At 63.0% G+C, this 17,659-nt stretch carries 12 protein-coding genes and 1 tRNA gene; 11 read left to right on the top strand and 2 right to left on the bottom strand.

Annotation, left to right across the window (positions count from 1 at the left end; genetic code table 11):
* Positions 1–107: 107 nt before the first annotated feature.
* The gene (locus tag G7007_RS18455) at positions 108–905 is read left to right on the top strand and encodes a hypothetical protein (protein ID WP_181104083.1); all 798 of its coding nucleotides are present in this window, start codon (positions 108–110) and stop codon (positions 903–905) included.
* Positions 906–1,024: 119 nt separating this feature from the next.
* On the opposite strand, the gene G7007_RS18450 is transcribed toward G7007_RS18455, so the two are convergent.
* A tRNA-Arg gene (locus G7007_RS18450) sits at positions 1,025–1,101 on the bottom strand.
* A 146-nt stretch (positions 1,102–1,247) separates the two neighbouring features.
* Positions 1,248–2,624, bottom strand: a complete 1,377-nt coding sequence (locus tag G7007_RS18445; protein ID WP_181092343.1) for a glutamine synthetase family protein — start codon at positions 2,622–2,624, stop codon at positions 1,248–1,250.
* Positions 2,625–3,279: 655 nt separating this feature from the next.
* Between G7007_RS18445 and G7007_RS18440 the strand changes: the two genes are divergently transcribed.
* The 10 genes from G7007_RS18440 (at position 3,280) to G7007_RS18395 (ending at position 16,991) form a co-directional block, all read left to right on the top strand.
* Positions 3,280–4,638 carry a glutamine synthetase family protein gene (locus G7007_RS18440; protein WP_181104082.1) on the top strand — a complete coding sequence of 453 codons (1,359 nt, stop codon included), beginning with the start codon at positions 3,280–3,282 and terminating at the stop codon, positions 4,636–4,638.
* Positions 4,639–4,678: 40 nt separating this feature from the next.
* On the top strand, positions 4,679–6,040 hold the full coding sequence (locus tag G7007_RS18435; protein WP_181104080.1) for an aspartate aminotransferase family protein: 1,362 nt from the start codon (positions 4,679–4,681) through the stop codon (positions 6,038–6,040).
* A gap of 127 nt (positions 6,041–6,167) precedes the next feature.
* Positions 6,168–7,265: a polyamine ABC transporter substrate-binding protein gene (locus G7007_RS18430; RefSeq protein WP_181104078.1), complete on the top strand. Its 1,098-nt coding sequence runs from the start codon at positions 6,168–6,170 to the stop codon at positions 7,263–7,265.
* Positions 7,266–7,424: 159 nt separating this feature from the next.
* On the top strand, positions 7,425–8,519 hold the full coding sequence (locus tag G7007_RS18425) for a polyamine ABC transporter substrate-binding protein (protein WP_181104077.1): 1,095 nt from the start codon (positions 7,425–7,427) through the stop codon (positions 8,517–8,519).
* Positions 8,520–8,578: 59 nt separating this feature from the next.
* The gene (gene potA, locus G7007_RS18420) at positions 8,579–9,724 is read left to right on the top strand and encodes a polyamine ABC transporter ATP-binding protein (protein ID WP_181104075.1); all 1,146 of its coding nucleotides are present in this window, start codon (positions 8,579–8,581) and stop codon (positions 9,722–9,724) included.
* A complete protein-coding gene (locus G7007_RS18415; protein WP_060395370.1) occupies positions 9,721–10,641 on the top strand; it encodes an ABC transporter permease subunit in 921 nt (306 codons plus the stop codon). The genes potA and G7007_RS18415 overlap by 4 nt, the downstream gene beginning before the upstream one ends.
* The gene (locus G7007_RS18410; RefSeq protein WP_060395369.1) at positions 10,638–11,525 is read left to right on the top strand and encodes an ABC transporter permease subunit; all 888 of its coding nucleotides are present in this window, start codon (positions 10,638–10,640) and stop codon (positions 11,523–11,525) included. The genes G7007_RS18415 and G7007_RS18410 overlap by 4 nt, the downstream gene beginning before the upstream one ends.
* Before the next feature lie 197 nt (positions 11,526–11,722).
* Positions 11,723–12,826 carry an efflux RND transporter periplasmic adaptor subunit gene (locus tag G7007_RS18405; RefSeq protein ID WP_181104073.1) on the top strand — a complete coding sequence of 368 codons (1,104 nt, stop codon included), beginning with the start codon at positions 11,723–11,725 and terminating at the stop codon, positions 12,824–12,826.
* Positions 12,823–13,899, top strand: coding sequence for an efflux RND transporter periplasmic adaptor subunit (locus G7007_RS18400; protein ID WP_181104072.1), 1,077 nt, complete (start codon positions 12,823–12,825; stop codon positions 13,897–13,899). The genes G7007_RS18405 and G7007_RS18400 overlap by 4 nt, the downstream gene beginning before the upstream one ends.
* The gene (locus G7007_RS18395; RefSeq protein WP_181104070.1) at positions 13,896–16,991 is read left to right on the top strand and encodes an efflux RND transporter permease subunit; all 3,096 of its coding nucleotides are present in this window, start codon (positions 13,896–13,898) and stop codon (positions 16,989–16,991) included. Before G7007_RS18400 ends, G7007_RS18395 begins: the two co-directional genes overlap by 4 nt.
* Positions 16,992–17,659: the final 668 nt, after the last annotated feature.

Here is a 17,659-nt window from a genome sequence, read left to right as displayed (position 1 = left end):
TCGCAGCGAGGCGCCTTGCATACGCATGATCATTAGCGTTACGCGCTCTTCGATGGTCAAGTGGGTGTAGTGAGTAGTCATGCAGCACCTTACCTCGGGTGTTGCACTTGGTCACTGAGACCGCCGATTCAGAGGAAAATATGGTCTTCAAGCAACAGGAATCGAAAGCCAGCTGCACCCTTCGGAGCTGTGTTGAAAACCCTTGGATGTGGGTGATCAACTTAGCAGCAGCCGTGTTGTCCTGGAAATATTGGGATGGATTATCGACAGATCCAGAGGCCGCTCTCGCGAACGTGATCGTCATTGTGGATCTGGTGATACTGCTCCTCTCGTCAGCATGGTTCTACTATCGGGGTGACCAGGACGTCAGGGAGTTTCTGGCGGGCGAGCAGATCCGGACGTGGTTCACGACTCCGGCGGAAATCCAAGCAATCGAGCGTGATCCTGTAAAGAAGAATCTATATGCAAGAAGTCAGTTGAGCAAAATCCAAAACAGTTGCGTGCTTGCAGGTATTTGGACACTGACACTGCTCGCCATCGTATTAACGGGCGCCAATAGTGCGACTCAGTCAGGTCTTTATATTCGTGTCATGCCCATCGCGGGCTTTGTAGTCGCGTCGCTGTTCTGGCTTTTCATGACACTCCATCTCAAGAGGACACAGCGCGCGTCCGAGGCGGTATGGCACAGCGTGGTTCAGCAAATACCCAAGAGCAAACGCTTGCCGAAGCGCTATATACCCAGTTTGATCCTATGTGCCTCGCCCGAGCCATTGGGGTGCTGGGATGGGGAAAAGTACTTCATTTGCGATATCGCCAAGCTCTATGGACGTCAGATGCCCGAAAAAGACAGTGAAGGACGTAACAAGATCTTGTGGCGCTATCTCGAAGTGAATGAGATGCCCTGAAATGAAAAAACCGGCCATAGGCCGGTTTTTTATTCCAGTACCCACGACTCGCGTCGGGGTGCGAGAAAAGGCAAGTGGTACGCAGGTATCCACTGACCTTGTCCCGAAAGGGAAGAAGATGGCGCACTCGGCGGGATTCGAACCCACGACCACTGCCTTCGGAGGGCAATACTCTATCCAGCTGAGCTACGAGTGCAACGGGGCACGATGATACCCATCTTGGCGGGCGACGTCCATCGCCTTGATGGGCATACGGTTTCTTCGCAACCGCCTCGAACCCTCAGGGTCATTGGCAGCCCTTCGCGAGCAGCCGATGACCCCAAAACCGACCCAGCCACGGCCTCAGACCGTGTGCAGGTACCAGTTGTACTCCAGGTCCGAGATCGAGTGCTCGAACTCTTCCAGCTCGCTTTCCTTGCAGGCCACGAAGATGTCGATGTACTTCGGATCGATGTACTTGTTGAGGATCTCGCTGTCGTCCAGCTCGCGCAGGGCATCGCGCAGGTTGTTCGGCAGGCTTTGCTCGAGCTGCTCGTAGGAGTTGCCCTCGATCGGCTTGCCTGGGTCGATCTTGTTGGTCAGGCCGTGGTGCACGCCAGCCAGGACCGCCGCCATCATCAAGTAGGGGTTGGCATCGGCGCCTGCCACACGATGCTCCAGGCGTACCGCATCGGGTGTACCGGTCGGCACGCGCAAGGCCACGGTGCGGTTGTCCAGGCCCCAGCTGGGTGCGTTCGGGACGTAGAACTGCGCACCGAACCGGCGGTACGAGTTGACGTTCGGGCACAGGAACGCCATCGAGGCGGGCAGGGTCTCGAGCACACCGCCGACCGCGTGACGAAGCGCGGCGTTCTGCTCGGGATCCTCGCTGGTGAAGATGTTGTGGCCATCCTTGTCCAGCACGGAGATGTGCACGTGCAGCCCGTTGCCCGCCTGGCCAGGGTAGGGCTTGGCCATGAAGGTGGTGTCCATCTCATGGTCGTAGGCGATGTTCTTGATCAGGCGCTTGAGCAGCACCGCGTAGTCGCAGGCCTTGAGCGGATCGGGCACGTGGTGCAGGTTGACTTCGAACTGTGCCGGGGCGCTTTCCTTGACGATGGCGTCGGCCGGAATGCCCTGCTCCTTGGCGCCTTCCAGAATGTCCTGGAGGCAATCGGCGTATTCGTCCAGGTCGTCGATCAGGTAGACCTGGGTCGACTGCGGGCGCTTGCCGGAGATCGGCGAGCGGGGTGGCTGCGGACGGCCGTTCACGTTCTCCTGGTCGATCAGGTAGAACTCCAGCTCGAACGCGGCGCAGATGGTCAGGCCCAGGTCGTCGAACTTGCTGACCACTTGGCGCAGCACTTCGCGCGGGTCGGCGAAGAACGGTGCGCCCTCGATCTCGTGCATGGTCATCAGCAGCTGCGCGGTCGGGCGCTTCTGCCAGGGCTCGTTGGACAGGGTATCGGGGATCGGATAGCAGATCCGGTCGGCGTCGCCGATGTCCAGGCCCAGGCCCGTGCTCTCGACCGTCGAGCCGTTGATGTCCAATGCGAACAGCGAGGCGGGCAGGTTGATGCCCTTCTCGTACACCTTGTGGAGGCTGGTGCGCTCGATGCGCTTGCCACGCACCACACCATTCATATCTGCAATCAGAAGGTCAACGTAGAGAACCTCAGGATGTTCCTTAAGGAACGCGTTCGCTTCGTTAAGCTGAACGGCACGCGGGGGTACCGACATGATGCAACACCTTTGTTGTTAAAAATATCAATCAAACGGGGCTTGCAAGCCCAGTCAATCGGAAAGAGGGCGCCAAGTCAAGCGCGCGGGGGGATGCCCCAAAATGGCATGCAGCGGGCATTTTTGCTGCAATTCAGGGCGCCTGCAAGGCCTATCTCAACACACATACGAAGGGCGTCGTCTATTTTTTATGGACACGTTGTGTAAAAAAATGAACAAGGCTAAGCTGCGACTCAACCCATAATAGTCATAATAGCGAGGGTTGAATGATACGCCCGTCATTGCGCGCCATCCCTGGCCACGCCATAGGCCATGCTCGTTCGAAGCCCCGCGCAGGCACTCGGCCTGGCACGCTTCACGCAAGGTCTGCCGTGACCGGAATAATTGACGGGTTGGCCCCTGCATGCCCCTCGCTTCCCACGCGACGCTTGCGCCGCGCGCAGCCTCACGAGGCGCTCCAGACACCTTCCGCATCGATCGGCCTTGTGGCTCATGCCTGCATTCGAGGGCACTTTGCTTTCGTCACGCGCTCCATCCAGAATCGAACGGCGGGCTCGTCCATGCCGCGTCGCGCGCGCTGACCGAGCCGGTCGGCGTCTGCCGTCAGCCGCATCCCGGTCCTGAGCCCGGATCAACATGACCTCCTGAGGTATTTATGAGTAACAACCTCGACCAGCTCACCGATTGGTTGAAAGAGCACAAAATCACCGAAGTCGAATGCCTGATCAGCGACCTGACCGGCATCACCCGCGGCAAGATCTCGCCGACCAACAAGTTCATTGCGGAAAAGGGCATGCGCCTGCCCGAGAGCGTGCTGCTGCAGACCGTGACCGGAGACTACGTCGACGACGACATCTATTACGAGCTGCTCGACCCGGCCGACATCGACATGATCTGCCGCCCGGACGAGAACGCCGTCTATCTGGTGCCCTGGGCGATCGAGCCGACCGCACAGGTGATCCACGACACCTACGACAAGAAGGGCAACCCGATCGAGCTGTCGCCGCGCAACGTGCTCAAGAAGGTGCTCAAGCTCTATGCCGACCGTGGCTGGCAGCCGATCGTGGCGCCGGAGATGGAGTTCTACCTGACCAAGCGCAGCGAAGACCCGGATTTTCCGCTGCAACCGCCGATTGGTCGTTCCGGACGCCCGGAAACCGGTCGCCAGTCGTTCTCCATCGAGGCTGCCAACGAATTCGACCCGCTGTTCGAGGACGTCTATGACTGGTGCGAGCTGCAACAGCTGGACCTCGACACGCTGATCCACGAAGACGGCACCGCACAGATGGAGATCAACTTCCGTCACGGCGACGCCCTGGACCTGGCCGACCAGATCCTGGTGTTCAAGCGCACCATGCGCGAGGCCGCGCTCAAGCACAACGTCGCCGCCACCTTCATGGCCAAGCCCATGACCGGTGAGCCGGGCAGCGCCATGCATATCCACCAGAGCGTGGTCGACGTCAATACGGGCAAGAACATTTTCTCCAACGACGATGGCAGCATGAGCGACCTGTTCCTGCACCACATCGGCGGCTTGCAGAAGTTCATCCCCGAAGCGCTGCCGCTGTTCGCGCCCAACGTCAACTCGTTCCGCCGCTTCCTGCCCGATACCTCGGCGCCAGTCAACGTCGAATGGGGCGAGGAGAACCGGACCGTGGGGCTGCGCGTGCCGGACGCCGGTCCGCAGAGCCGCCGCGTCGAGAACCGCCTGCCGGGCGCCGACGCCAATCCGTACCTGGCGATCGCCGCCAGCCTGCTGTGCGGCTACATCGGCATGGTCGAGGGCATCGCTGCCAGTGCGCCCGTGCAGGGGCGGGGCTATGAGCGGCGCAACTTGCGCCTGCCGCTGACCATCGAGGATGCCCTGGAGCGCATGGAGCAGAGCCGCGCGCTGGAGCAGTACCTGGGCAAGAAATTCATCAGCGGCTACGTGGCCACCAAGCGCGCCGAGCACGAAAACTTCAAACGCGTGATCAGTTCCTGGGAGCGTGAGTTCCTGCTGTTCGCGGTGTGACCCATCGCCGCCCTGCGGCCGACCGACCTTGGAGAACCCCATGAGCGTCAACGATTCACGAACCCAGCACTGGCAGACCCTGAGCGGCGAGCACCACCTGGCGCCGTTCAGCGATTATGGCCAGTTGAAGGAAAAAGGCCCACGCATCATCACTCGCGCGCAGGGCGTGCACCTGTGGGACAGCGAAGGGCAGAAAATCCTCGACGGCATGGCCGGGCTGTGGTGCGTGGCCATCGGCTACGGGCGCGAAGAGCTGGTCGACGCGGCGCAGCGGCAGATGCGCGAGTTGCCCTACTACAACCTGTTCTTCCAGACGGCCCATCCACCGGCGCTGGAATTGGCCCACGCCATCACCGAGGTGGCGCCCGAAGGCATGAGCCATGTGTTCTTCACCGGCTCCGGCTCCGAAGGCAACGACACCGTGCTGCGCATGGTCCGCCACTACTGGGCGCTCAAGGGCAAACCGCAGAAGCAGACGCTGATCGGCCGTATCAATGGTTACCACGGCTCGACCGTGGCCGGTGCCAGCCTCGGCGGCATGAGCGGCATGCATGCCCAGGGCGGGCTGCCGATCCCCGGCATCGCGCACATTCCCCAGCCGTATTGGTATGGCGAGGGCGGCGACATGACACCAGAGGCCTTCGGCATCTGGGCGGCCGAGCAACTGGAGCAGAAGATCCTGGAGCTGGGCGAGGATCAGGTCGCGGCCTTCATCGCCGAGCCGATCCAGGGCGCCGGTGGGGTGATCATTCCGCCGGACAGCTACTGGCCGAAGATCAAGGAGATCCTCGCCCGCTACGACATCCTGTTCGTCGCCGACGAGGTGATCTGCGGGTTCGGCCGTACCGGTGAATGGTTCGGCTCGGACTACTACGACCTCAAGCCGGACCTGATGACCATCGCCAAGGGGCTGACCTCCGGCTACATCCCCATGGGTGGGGTGATCGTGCGCGACTCGGTGGCCCAGGTACTGGCCGAAGGCGGCGAGTTCACCCACGGATTCACCTACTCCGGCCACCCCGTGGCTGCGGCGGTCGGGCTCGAGAACCTGCGCATCCTGCGTGAGGAACGCATCATCGAGCGCGCCAAGACGGAAACGGCACCCTATTTGCAACGTCGTCTGCGCGAGCTGCAGGACCATCCGCTGGTCGGCGAAGTGCGCGGCCTTGGGATGCTTGGCGCGATCGAGCTGGTCAAGGACAAGGCGACGCGCAGTCGTTACGAAGGGCAGGGCGTGGGCATGATCTGCCGCAACTTCTGCTTCGCCAACGGGCTGGTGATGCGTGCGGTGGGGGACACCATGATCATCGCGCCGCCCTTGGTGATCAGCCACGACGAGATCGACGAACTGGTGGAGAAGGCCCGTCGGTGTCTGGACCTGACCTTGCAGTCGCTCGGATGAGCGATTGAACGCCGACGCGTGTTGTAACAGCGGTCGGTAACTTGCCAGACTAACGGGTGTTCCAGCGCTTGCACCCACTGGCCTGGCCGCTGAACAGACGAACTCACGAACAAACCGGAGCAAACGCATGAAGAAATTGGGCAAGACGCTGCTGGCCGCCACCCTCGCAGGTGCAGTGGCCACCGCCGTTCAGGCTGACGACAAGGTCCTGCACGTCTACAACTGGTCGGACTACATCGCTCCGGACACGGTCGCCAAGTTCGAGAAGCAGACCGGCATCAAGGTGGTCTACGACGTCTTCGACAGCAACGAGACGTTGGAAGCCAAGCTGCTGGCAGGCAAGTCCGGCTACGACATCGTCGTGCCGTCGAACAACTTCCTCGCCAAGCAGATCAAGGCTGGCGTCTACCAGGAGCTGGACAAGTCCAAGCTGCCGAACTGGAAGAACCTCGACCAGGACCTGCTCAAGGCCGTTGGCGACGCCAGCGACAAGGACAACAAGCACGCCTTCCCCTACATGTGGGGTTCGATCGGCATCGGCTACAACCCCGAGAAGGTCAAGGCCGCGCTGGGCGTGGACAAGATCGACTCGTGGGACGCGGTGTTCAAGCCCGAGAACATGGCCAAGCTCAAGAGCTGTGGCGTGAGCTTCCTCGATGCGCCGACCGAGATGATCCCGGCCGCGCTGCATTACCTGGGCAAGCCCACCGACAGCAAGGACAAGGGCGACCTGAAGGCCGCCGAGGACCTGTTCCTGAGCATCCGTCCATCGGTGGCCTACTTCCACTCGTCCAAGTACATCTCGGACCTGGCCAACGGCAACATCTGTGTCGCCGTTGGCTACTCGGGCGACCTGGAACAGTCCAAGGCCCGTGCTGCCGAAGCCGGTGGCAAGGTCAAGCTCGACTACGTGATCCCGAAAGAAGGTGCCGGCACCTTCTACGACATGGTCGCCGTGCCCAAGGACGCCGAGAACGTCGAGGCCGCCTACAGTTTCATGAACTTCCTCATGCAGCCGGAAATCATGGCCGAGATCACCAACGCCGTGCGCTTCCCCAACGGCAACAAGGCCGCCACGCCGCTGGTGGACAAGGACATCTCGGGCGATCCGAGCATCTATCCGTCCGATGACGTGAAGAAGAAGCTCTACGCGATCAGTGACCAGGAGCCAGGCACCCTGCGCCTGATCACCCGTAGCTGGACCAAGATCAAGTCGGGCAAGTAACCGTTCGAAAGGTCCACCTGGCCTGGCCATCCCGGGCCAAGTGGATCACCGGTACAAATAAGTTTGCGACAGCGGAGCTGCGAAGGTAAGTTGCGCCCCGGTTTGGCGTATGCGGCAGCGTGCGTTGCGACCACAGGCACTAATTGTGAGGACCAACCCTTGTCCATTTCTGTATTTCGCAAGGCCCTGGTGGCCAGTGCGGGTCTGACGCTGGCTCTCGGCGTCCAAGCGGCGCCCACGGTGCACCTGTACAACTGGTCGGACTACATCGGGCCCAACACCCTCGCGGACTTCGAACAGGCGACTGGCATCAAGCCGGTGCAAGATGTCTTCGATTCCAACGAAACCCTGGAAGGCAAGCTGCTGGCCGGTCGTACCGGCTATGACGTGGTGGTGCCGTCCAACCATTTCCTGGGCAAGCAGATCAAGGCCGGCGCGTTCATGAAGCTCGACCGCGCCCTGCTGCCCAACTACGCCAACCTCGACCCGGCGCTGATGAAGCGTCTGGAGAAGAACGATCCTGGCAACCAATATGCCGTGCCCTACCTCTGGGGCACCAACGGCATCGGCTACAACGTCGAGAAGGTCAAGGCCGCCCTGGGTGTGGACACGATCGACTCGTGGGCCGTGCTATTCGAACCCGAGAACATGAAGAAGCTCTCCCAGTGCGGCGTGGCCTTCCTCGACTCGGCGGACGAAATGCTGCCGGCGGTGCTCAACTACCTGGGCCTCGACCCCAACAGCACCAACCCCAAGGACTACCAGAAGGCCGAGCAGAAGCTGCTTGCGGTCCGTCCCTACGTGACCTACTTCCACTCGTCCAAGTACATCACCGACCTGGCCAATGGCGACATCTGCGTTGCCGCCGGCTTCTCGGGGGACGTGTTCCAGGCCAAGGCCCGGGCCGAAGAGGCGAAGAAGGGCGTCGAACTGGCCTATGCCATTCCCAAGGAGGGGGGCAACCTCTGGTTCGACGTGCTGGCGATCCCCAAGGACGCCAAGAATGCCAAGGAGGCGCACGCCCTCATCGACTATCTGTTGAAACCCGAGGTCATCGCGCAGGTCAGCGACTATGTCGGGTACGCGAACCCCAACCTCAAGGCCGGCGAACTGATGGACCAGGACGTGTACAAGGACCCGGCGGTCTACCCCCCGCAAGCCGTGCTGGACAGGATGTTCGTCAACGCCGAGCTGCCCCCGAAGGTACAACGACTGATGACCCGCAGCTGGACCAAGGTCAAGTCGGGCAAATAATCATCCAGGCCCACCGTCACAGGCGCGGGCCTTAGCCAATCTTGTTGGGAGTTTCATTCATGGCAGTTGCCTCCGGCGCCTCCAAGCCCCCCCTCGACGGTGGTGTCCAGCCGTCCAAGCAGGTGCTGGTCAAGATCGACCGGGTCACCAAGAAGTTCGACGAGACCGTCGCGGTCGACGATGTGTCGCTGGAGATCCGCAAGGGCGAGATCTTCGCCCTGCTGGGTGGTTCGGGCTCGGGCAAGTCGACCCTGCTGCGCATGCTGGCCGGGTTCGAGCGGCCGACCGAAGGGCGCATCTACCTCGACGGCGTCGACATCACCGACCTGCCGCCCTACGAGCGGCCGATTAACATGATGTTCCAGTCCTATGCGCTGTTCCCGCACATGAGCGTGGAGCAGAACATCGCCTTCGGCCTGCAGCAGGACAAGATGCCCAAGGCCGAGATCCAGGCTCGCGTGGCCGAGATGCTCAAGCTGGTGCACATGACCCAGTACGCCCGGCGCAAGCCGCATCAGTTGTCCGGTGGCCAGCGCCAGCGGGTGGCCCTGGCGCGTTCGCTGGCCAAGCGGCCCAAGCTGCTGCTGCTCGACGAGCCCATGGGCGCGCTGGACAAGAAGCTGCGCTCGCAGATGCAGCTGGAACTGGTGGAAATCATCGAGCGGGTCGGCGTGACCTGCGTGATGGTCACCCACGACCAGGAAGAGGCCATGACCATGGCCCAGCGCATCGCCATCATGCACTTGGGCTGGATCGCCCAGATCGGCAGCCCGGTGGACGTCTACGAGACCCCCACCAGCCGTCTGGTGTGCGAGTTCATCGGCAGCGTCAACCTGTTCGAGGGCGAGGTGGTCGACGATGCCGAAGGCCATGCCCTGATCGCCAGCCCCGAGCTGGAGCGCAACATCTACGTCGGGCACGGGGTCTCCACCTCGGTCGAGGACAAGCACATCCTCTACGCACTGCGGCCCGAGAAACTGCTGGTCACCACCGTGCAACCGACCGACGACTACAACTGGTCCCACGGCAAGGTGCACGACATCGCCTACCTGGGCGGTCACTCGGTGTTCCACGTGCAGCTGCCCAGCGGCAAGATCGTCCAGTCGTTCGTGGCCAACGCCGAGCGCCAGGGCGCGCGCCCGACCTGGGGTGACCAGGTCTACGTGTGGTGGGAGAACGACAGCGGCGTGGTACTGCGCTCATGAAGATCCGCAAGCTCAAGCGAGCGTTCAAGCGCCTGACCCCGGACGGGCGGCAGCTGGTGATCGGCGTGCCGTTCCTCTGGCTGTTCCTGTTCTTCCTGCTGCCGTTCTTCATCGTCTTGAAGATCAGCTTCGCCGAAGCCGACGTGGCGATTCCGCCGTACACCGAGGTCTTCAGCTACCTCGACGACAAGCTGCAGGTGGTGCTGAACCTGGCCAACTACGGCCTGCTCGGCGAGGATGAATTGTACCTGGCGGCCTACCTGGGCTCGCTGAAGATGGCGTTCGTCAGCACCTTGCTGTGCCTGCTGATCGGCTACCCGATGGCCTATGCCATCGCCAACGCCCGCAAGGAAACCCAGACCGTCCTGTTGCTGCTGATCATGATGCCGACCTGGACGGCGATCCTGATCCGGGTGTACGCCTGGATGGGCATCCTCAGCAACAACGGCCTGCTCAACAGCTTCCTCATGTGGCTGGGGCTGATCGACCAGCCGCTGCAGATCCTCAACACCAACCTGGCGGTGTACATCGGTGTGGTCTATTCGTACCTGCCGTTCATGATCCTGCCGCTGTTCGCCAACCTGGTGAAGCACGACCAGAGCCTGCTCGAAGCGGCCTCGGACCTGGGTTCGAGCACCTTCAACAGCTTCTGGAAAATTACCGTGCCGCTGTCGAAGAACGGCATCATCGCCGGTTGCATGCTGGTCTTCATTCCGGTGGTGGGCGAATTCGTCATCCCCGAGCTGCTCGGCGGCCCGGAAACCCTGATGATCGGCAAGGTGCTGTGGCAGGAGTTCTTCAACAACCGTGACTGGCCGGTGGCGTCCGCGCTGGCGGTGGTGATGCTGGCGATCCTGATCGTGCCGATCCTGCTGTTCAACCGCAGCCAGGCCAAAGAGATGGAGGGCAAGGCATGAAGCGCTTTGGTTTCTCGAAGCTGATGCTGGTGCTGGGCCTGCTGTTCATCTATCTGCCGATGCTGATCCTGGTGATCTACTCGTTCAACGCCTCCAAGCTGGTGACGGTCTGGGGCGGCTGGTCGGTGAAGTGGTACGTCGGCCTGCTCGACAACACCCAGCTGATGGGGTCGGTCATGCGCTCGCTGGAGATCGCCCTGTACACCGCCGTCGCCGCCGTGGCGCTGGGCACCATGGCCGCCTTCGTCATGACTCGCATCCGCCGCTTCAAGGGCCGCACGCTGTTCGGCGGCCTGGTGACCGCGCCGCTGGTCATGCCCGAGGTGATCACCGGTCTGTCGCTGTTGCTGCTGTTCGTGGCCATGGCACAGATGATCGGCTGGCCGCAGGAGCGCGGCATCATGACCATCTGGATCGCCCACACCACGTTCTGCTCGGCCTACGTGGCGGTGGTGGTGTCGGCACGCCTGCGCGAGCTGGACCTGTCCATCGAGGAGGCGGCCATGGACCTGGGCGCACGGCCGTGGAAGGTGTTCTTCCTGATCACCATCCCGATGATCGCGCCCTCCCTGGCCGCAGGCGGCATGATGTCGTTCGCCCTGTCGCTGGATGACCTGGTGCTGGCCAGCTTCGTGTCCGGCCCCGGCTCGACCACCTTGCCGATGGAGGTGTTCTCCGCCGTGCGGTTGGGCGTGAAGCCCGAGATCAACGCCGTGGCCAGCCTGATCCTGCTGTCGGTGTCGTTGGTGACCTTCTGCGTCTGGTTCTTCAGCCGCCGTGCCGAAGAGCGCCGACGCAAGGCGATCCAGCAGGCCATCGAGGAAGGGGCGGCGGCCAACGCTGCAGCACCGTCGGTCAAGCGCGCCAGTATCGCGCCAGTCTGAGCCTGAATGACCCTGGGGGGCTCGAACGCGCCCCCCTTGCAAGCAGTGGCGATTGATCTCGAGCAGGGATATCGCCTCTCCAGCCGCGCCTTCTCCCACTTCTCCACATCCCTCTTGAATCCCGCCGCCCATCATGGAACCCTCACCTGGGCCATCAGTCCATGATCTGATCAATTCGACATACGCAAGGAGCCGGCATGAAAGTAGCGCGTGCGCTAGGGGGGCTGGGCCTCGGAGTGCTGTTCGTGCTGGCCGGCTGCGACAAGCAGACCGCCGAGCCGCATCACCCGCGGGTCGGGGTGCAACGGGCGACGTCCGAAGCCTTCGCGGCCAGCACCACACTGACAGGCGACATCCAGGCACGGGTGCAGACCGACCTGTCGTTCCGCGTGGGCGGCAAGATCATCTCGCGCAGCGTCGACGTCGGTGACCATGTCAAGGCCAACCAGGTGCTGGCGCGACTGGACCCCAAGGACCTGCAGAACAACGTCACCTCGGCCAAGGCGGAAGTCTTCGCCGCCCAGGCACGGGTCGCCCAGACCAGCGCGGCGTTCGTGCGCCAGCAGAAGCTGCTCCCCAAAGGCTATACCAGCCAGAGCGAGTACGACACCGCCGAAGCCTCGCAACGCAGCAGCCAGAGCGCGCTCAAGGCCGCCCAGGCGCAACTGGCCAACGCCCAGGAGCAGCTCGGCTACACCGCCCTGGTGTCCGAGGCCGATGGCGTCATCACCGCACGCCAGGCCGAAGTCGGCCAGGTGGTGCAGGCCACTGTGCCGATCTTCAGCCTGGCCCGCGATGGCGAGCGCGATGCGGTGTTCAACGTCTACGAGTCGCTGCTGGGCACGCCCGACAGTGACAAGCGCCTCACCGTACGGCTGTTGGACGATCCGACCGTGGTCGCAGAAGGCCAGGTGCGTGAGATCACCCCGACGGTCTCCCAACAGACGGGTACCGTCCAGGTCAAGGTCGCCCTGCGCAACGTGCCCGAGCGCATGCAGCTCGGTTCGCTGGTCACCGCCACAGCCAAGGGCCAGGGCACGCCGAGCATCGAACTACCCTGGTCGGCCTTGAGCAAGACCGTGCACACGCCGGCGGTCTGGGTGGTCGGCGAGGGTGACAAGGTGGACCTGCGAGAGGTCAGCATCGCCCGTTACCTGACCGGCAGCATCGTCATCGACAAAGGCTTGAAGGGTGATGAGGACGTGGTCGTGACCGGAGCACAACTGCTGCACCCTGGCATGCAGGTCGAGAAGGTCGCCGTGAAGAAAGCTGTCGAGAAGCCGGGAGGGCTGGCGCCATGATGCGTCTGGCATGGACGTTGTGCGTGGGTACCGTGTTGACGCTGGTCGGCTGCTCCGACAAGGAGGAAAAACCCGACCCGGTGCGCCCGGTGTTGTCGGTGCAAGTCCAACCCCAGTTGCAGTCGCAACTGGGCCGCTTCGCCGGCACCATCCAGGCGCGCTATGAGAGTACCTTGGGCTTTCGGGTACCTGGGCGCATCGCCCGTCGCTGGGTCGACGTCGGTGCCCAGGTCAAGGCCGGGCAGGTCCTGGCGTCGCTGGACCCTACCGACCAGCAGAACCAGTTACGCGCCGCCGAAGGCGACCTGGCACGGGTCCAGGCCCAGTGGATCAATGCCAAGGCCAACGCCAACCGTCAGCAGCAGTTGTACGACCGCGGGGTCGGTGCACAGGCGCAGCTGGACATCGCGCAGACCGACCTGAAGACCACAGGGGCCTCGCTCGAGCAGGCGCGCTCGTCGGTCAGCCAGGCACGTGATCAGCTCGGCTACAGCGAGCTGCGCAGCGATCATGCGGCCGTGGTCACCGAGTGGCGGGCCGAAGCCGGGCAGACCGTCGGCGCCGGCGAGGCCGTGGTGACCCTGGCCCGCCCCGACGTCAAGGAAGCGGTCATCGACCTGCCGACCTCCCTGGCCGAGCAACTGACGCCGGCGTTGGTCTTCACCGTGGCCTCGCAGCTGAATCCGTCCATCAGCACCACGGCCACCCTACGTGAGCTGGAGCCCCGGGCCGATGCCTCCACCCGGACCCGCCGCGCGCGTCTGACCCTGGCCGACACGCCGGCCGAATTCCACTTGGGCACCGCGATCAGCGTGAGCCTGACCCAGGCGGTGTCCCCCCGCAGCGAGCTGCCCCGCACGGCGCTGCTCGAACGTGAGGGCAAGACCCGGGTGTGGGTCGTGGACACTGAACAGAGCACCGTCTCGTTGCGCGACGTCACCCTGATCGAGCGGCACGACGACAGCATCGTCGTGGCCGACGGCGTGCAGCCGGGCGAGCGCGTGGTCACCGCCGGCGTCAACAGCCTCAAACAAGGCCAGAAGGTCATCGTCGAGAAGGAATCCACCCGATGAAAGGCAGTTTCAACCTCTCGGAGTGGGCGCTGAAGCACCAATCCTTCGTCTGGTACCTGATGTTCGTCGCCCTGTTGATGGGCGTGTTCTCGTACATGAACCTGGGCCGTGAGGAAGACCCCTCGTTCACCATCAAGACCATGGTCATCCAGACCAACTGGCCCGGCGCGACCCAGGACGAGACCTTGCTGCAGGTCACCGACCGCATCGAGAAGAAGCTCGAGGAGCTGGACTCGCTCGACTACGTCAAGAGCTACACCCGTCCGGGCGAATCCACGGTCTTCGTCTACCTGCGCGACACCACCCAGGCGGAGGACATTCCGCAGATCTGGTACCAGGTGCGCAAGAAGATCAACGACATCCGTGGCGAATTCCCCCAAGGCATTCAAGGTCCGGGCTTCAACGACGAGTTCGGCGACGTGTTCGGCTCGATCTACGCCTTCACCGCCGATGGCCTGTCGTTGCGGCAGTTGCGCGACTACGTCGAGCAGGTGCGCGCCGAGGTCCGCGAAGTGGACAACCTCGGCAAGGTCGAGCTGATCGGCCTGCAGGACGAGGTGCTGTACCTGAACTTCTCCACCCGCCGGCTGGCGGCCCTGGGGATCGACCAGCGCCAGGTCATGCAGGCGCTTCAGGCGCAGAACGCCGTGACGCCGGCAGGGGTGATCGAGGCCGGACCCGAGCGCATCTCGGTGCGGACCTCTGGCCAGTTCGCTTCGGAAAAGGACCTGCAAGCGGTCAACCTGCGCATCAACGACCGCTTCTACCGCCTGGCCGACATCGCCGAGATCGAGCGCGGCTACGAGGACCCGCCTGCCCCGATCTTCCGCTATAACGGCCAGACCGCGCTGGGCCTGGCGATCGGCATGAAGAAGGGCGGCAACGTGCAGTCGTTCGGCAAGGCCCTCAAGGAAAAGATGGAGCAGGTCGAGGCGCAGTTGCCGGTCGGTGTGGGTGTGCACACCGTGTCGGACCAGTCGCTGGTGGTCGAGGACGCCGTGGGAGGCTTCACCAGTGCCTTGTTCGAGGCCGTGATCATCGTGTTGGTGGTCAGCTTCGTCAGCCTGGGGATTCGCGCCGGCCTGGTAGTGGCCTGCTCGATCCCGCTGGTGCTGGCGATGGTCTTCGTGTTCATGGAATACAGCGGCATCACCATGCAGCGGATTTCGCTGGGGGCCCTGATCATCGCCCTCGGCCTGCTGGTGGACGATGCCATGATCACTGTCGAGATGATGGTCACACGCCTGGAGAAAGGCGAGAGCAAGGCGCAGGCGGCAACCTATGCCTACACCTCGACCGCCTTCCCGATGCTCACCGGTACCCTGGTGACCGTCGCAGGCTTCGTGCCGATCGGCCTGAACGCCAGTTCGGCGGGGGAGTACACCTTCACGCTGTTCGCAGTGATCGCCGTCGCCTTGCTGGTCTCTTGGGTGGTGGCGGTATTCTTCGCGCCGGTGCTGGGCGTGCACATCCTGAGCCAGAACGTGAAGAAGCCCGACGAGAAGCCGGGCCGTGTCGGGCGTGCCTTCGAAGGCAGCCTGGTGTGGTGCATGCGTCACCGCTGGCTGACCATCATCGGCACCATCGTGCTGTTCGCCCTGGCACTGTTCAGCATGCGCTTCGTGCAGAACCAGTTCTTCCCCTCGTCCGACCGGCCGGAAATCCTGGTCGACCTGAACCTGCCGCAGAACGCCTCTATCAAGGAAACCCGCCGTGTGGTGGACAGCCTCGAGGCGACGCTCAAGGACGATCCGCAGATCGCCCACTGGAGCACCTACATCGGCCAGGGCGCGGTGCGTTTCTACCTGCCGCTCGATCAGCAGTTGCAGAACCCGTACTACGCGCAGCTGGTGATCGTCAGCACGGGCCTCGAAGAACGCAACGAACTCATCGCTCGCCTCAAGGAACGCCTGCGCAAGGACTTCGTCGGCATCGGTACCAACGTCCAGTCCCTGGAGATGGGCCCGCCGGTGGGCCGCCCCATCCAGTACCGGGTCAGCGGCAAGGACATCGACCAGGTGCGCAAGCACGCCATCGAGCTGGCCACCTTGCTCGACGACAACCCCAACGTCGGCGAGATGATCTACGACTGGAACGAACCGGGCAAAGTGCTGCGCGTGGACATCGCCCAGGACAAGGCCCGCCAGCTGGGGCTGTCGTCCGAGGATGTAGCCAACGTGATGAACAGCATCGTCAGTGGCGCGCCGGTCACCCAGGTCAACGACGAGATCTACCTGATCAACGTCGTGGCGCGGGCCCAGGATAGCGAACGTGGCTCACCGGAAACCTTGCAGAACCTGCAAATCGTCAACCCCAGCGGCGTGTCCATTCCGCTGCTGGCGTTCGCCACGATCCGCTACGAGATGGAGCAGCCGCTGGTCTGGCGGCGTGACCGCAAGCCGACCATCACCCTCAAGGCGTCGGTCAATGGCGACATGCAGCCAACCGACCTGGTGGCCGAGCTCAAGCCGAAGATCGATGAGTTCGCCAGCCAGCTGCCGACCGGCTACGAGGTCGCCACCGGCGGTACCGTCGAGGAAAGCGGCAAGGCCCAGGGGCCGATCGCGCAAGTGATTCCGCTGATGCTGTTCCTGATGGCGACCTTCCTGATGATCCAGCTGCACAGCGTGCAGAAGCTGTTCCTGGTGGTCAGCGTGGCGCCGCTCGGCCTGATCGGCGTGGTGCTGGCGCTGGTGCCGACCGGCACGCCGATGGGCTTCGTGGCGATCCTCGGCATCCTGGCGCTGATCGGTATCATCATCCGCAACTCGGTGATCCTGGTGACCCAGATCGACGCCTACGAGCGAGATGGCTACACGCCCTGGCAGGCCGTGCTGGAAGCCACCAACCACCGCCGTCGTCCGATCCTGCTGACGGCCGCTGCCGCCAGCCTGGGCATGATCCCGATCGCCCGCGAAGTGTTCTGGGGCCCGATGGCCTACGCCATGATCGGCGGCATCGTCAGCGCCACCCTGCTGACCCTGCTGTTCCTGCCGGCCCTGTATGTGGCCTGGTACCGCATCAAAGAAGACGACGGCGATCAGAAAGGCGCTGCGGACAGCCAGTCGCAACCGGCGAGTGGTAAGTCGTAAGCGGCGAACTGCAAGCGAGAGCGGATCGATATCGGCCTGACGGGTATCGATCCGCGCCGACGTCCTTGTGAGAGCGGGCTTGCCCGCGACGCAGGTGGCGCCTGACAGGGCCTATCGCGGGCAAGCCCACAAGCTGCTTGCGCAGCCATGCATACACCGACAGGCTGGAGATCTAGGTTGTGGCAGCTGGCTTGCCAGCGATAGGGCCCTGTCAGGCGCCGCCTGCGTCGCGGGCAAGCCCCCATAAGCTGCTTGCGCAGCCATGCATACACCGACAGGCTGGAGATCTAGGTGTGGGAGCTGGCTTGCCAGCGATAGGGCCCTGTCAGGCGCCGCCTGCGTCGCGGGCAAGTCCCCATAAGCTGCTTGCGCAGCCATGCATACACCGACAGGCTGGAGATCTAGGTGTGGGAGCTGGCTTGCCAGCGATAGGGCCCTGTCAGGCGCCGCCTGCATGCTGCGCAAGCCCCACTGGTCCGTGTGACAGCGGGTCTCGCCGTAGCGTGGTTATGGAGCGGCCTTGTCGGGCGGGGAACGAATACTCAACGCGATCAGCTTGCTGCTTGCGGCTAATCGCTTGCAGCGCCTCCCTGCCTCCTCCCAAACCTATATTTCGGTTATATAAAAATTCTTAAACAGTATTTTTAAGAATAAATCCTGCTGGCTAC

Origin of the sequence: Pseudomonas entomophila (assembly GCF_013523125.1) — a bacterium.
In the GTDB taxonomy this organism is placed as follows: Bacteria; Pseudomonadota; Gammaproteobacteria; order Pseudomonadales; family Pseudomonadaceae; genus Aquipseudomonas; species Aquipseudomonas entomophila_B.
The sequence above is the reverse complement of the archived record's forward strand: the minus strand, read 5'-3'. Positions and strand labels throughout refer to the sequence as shown.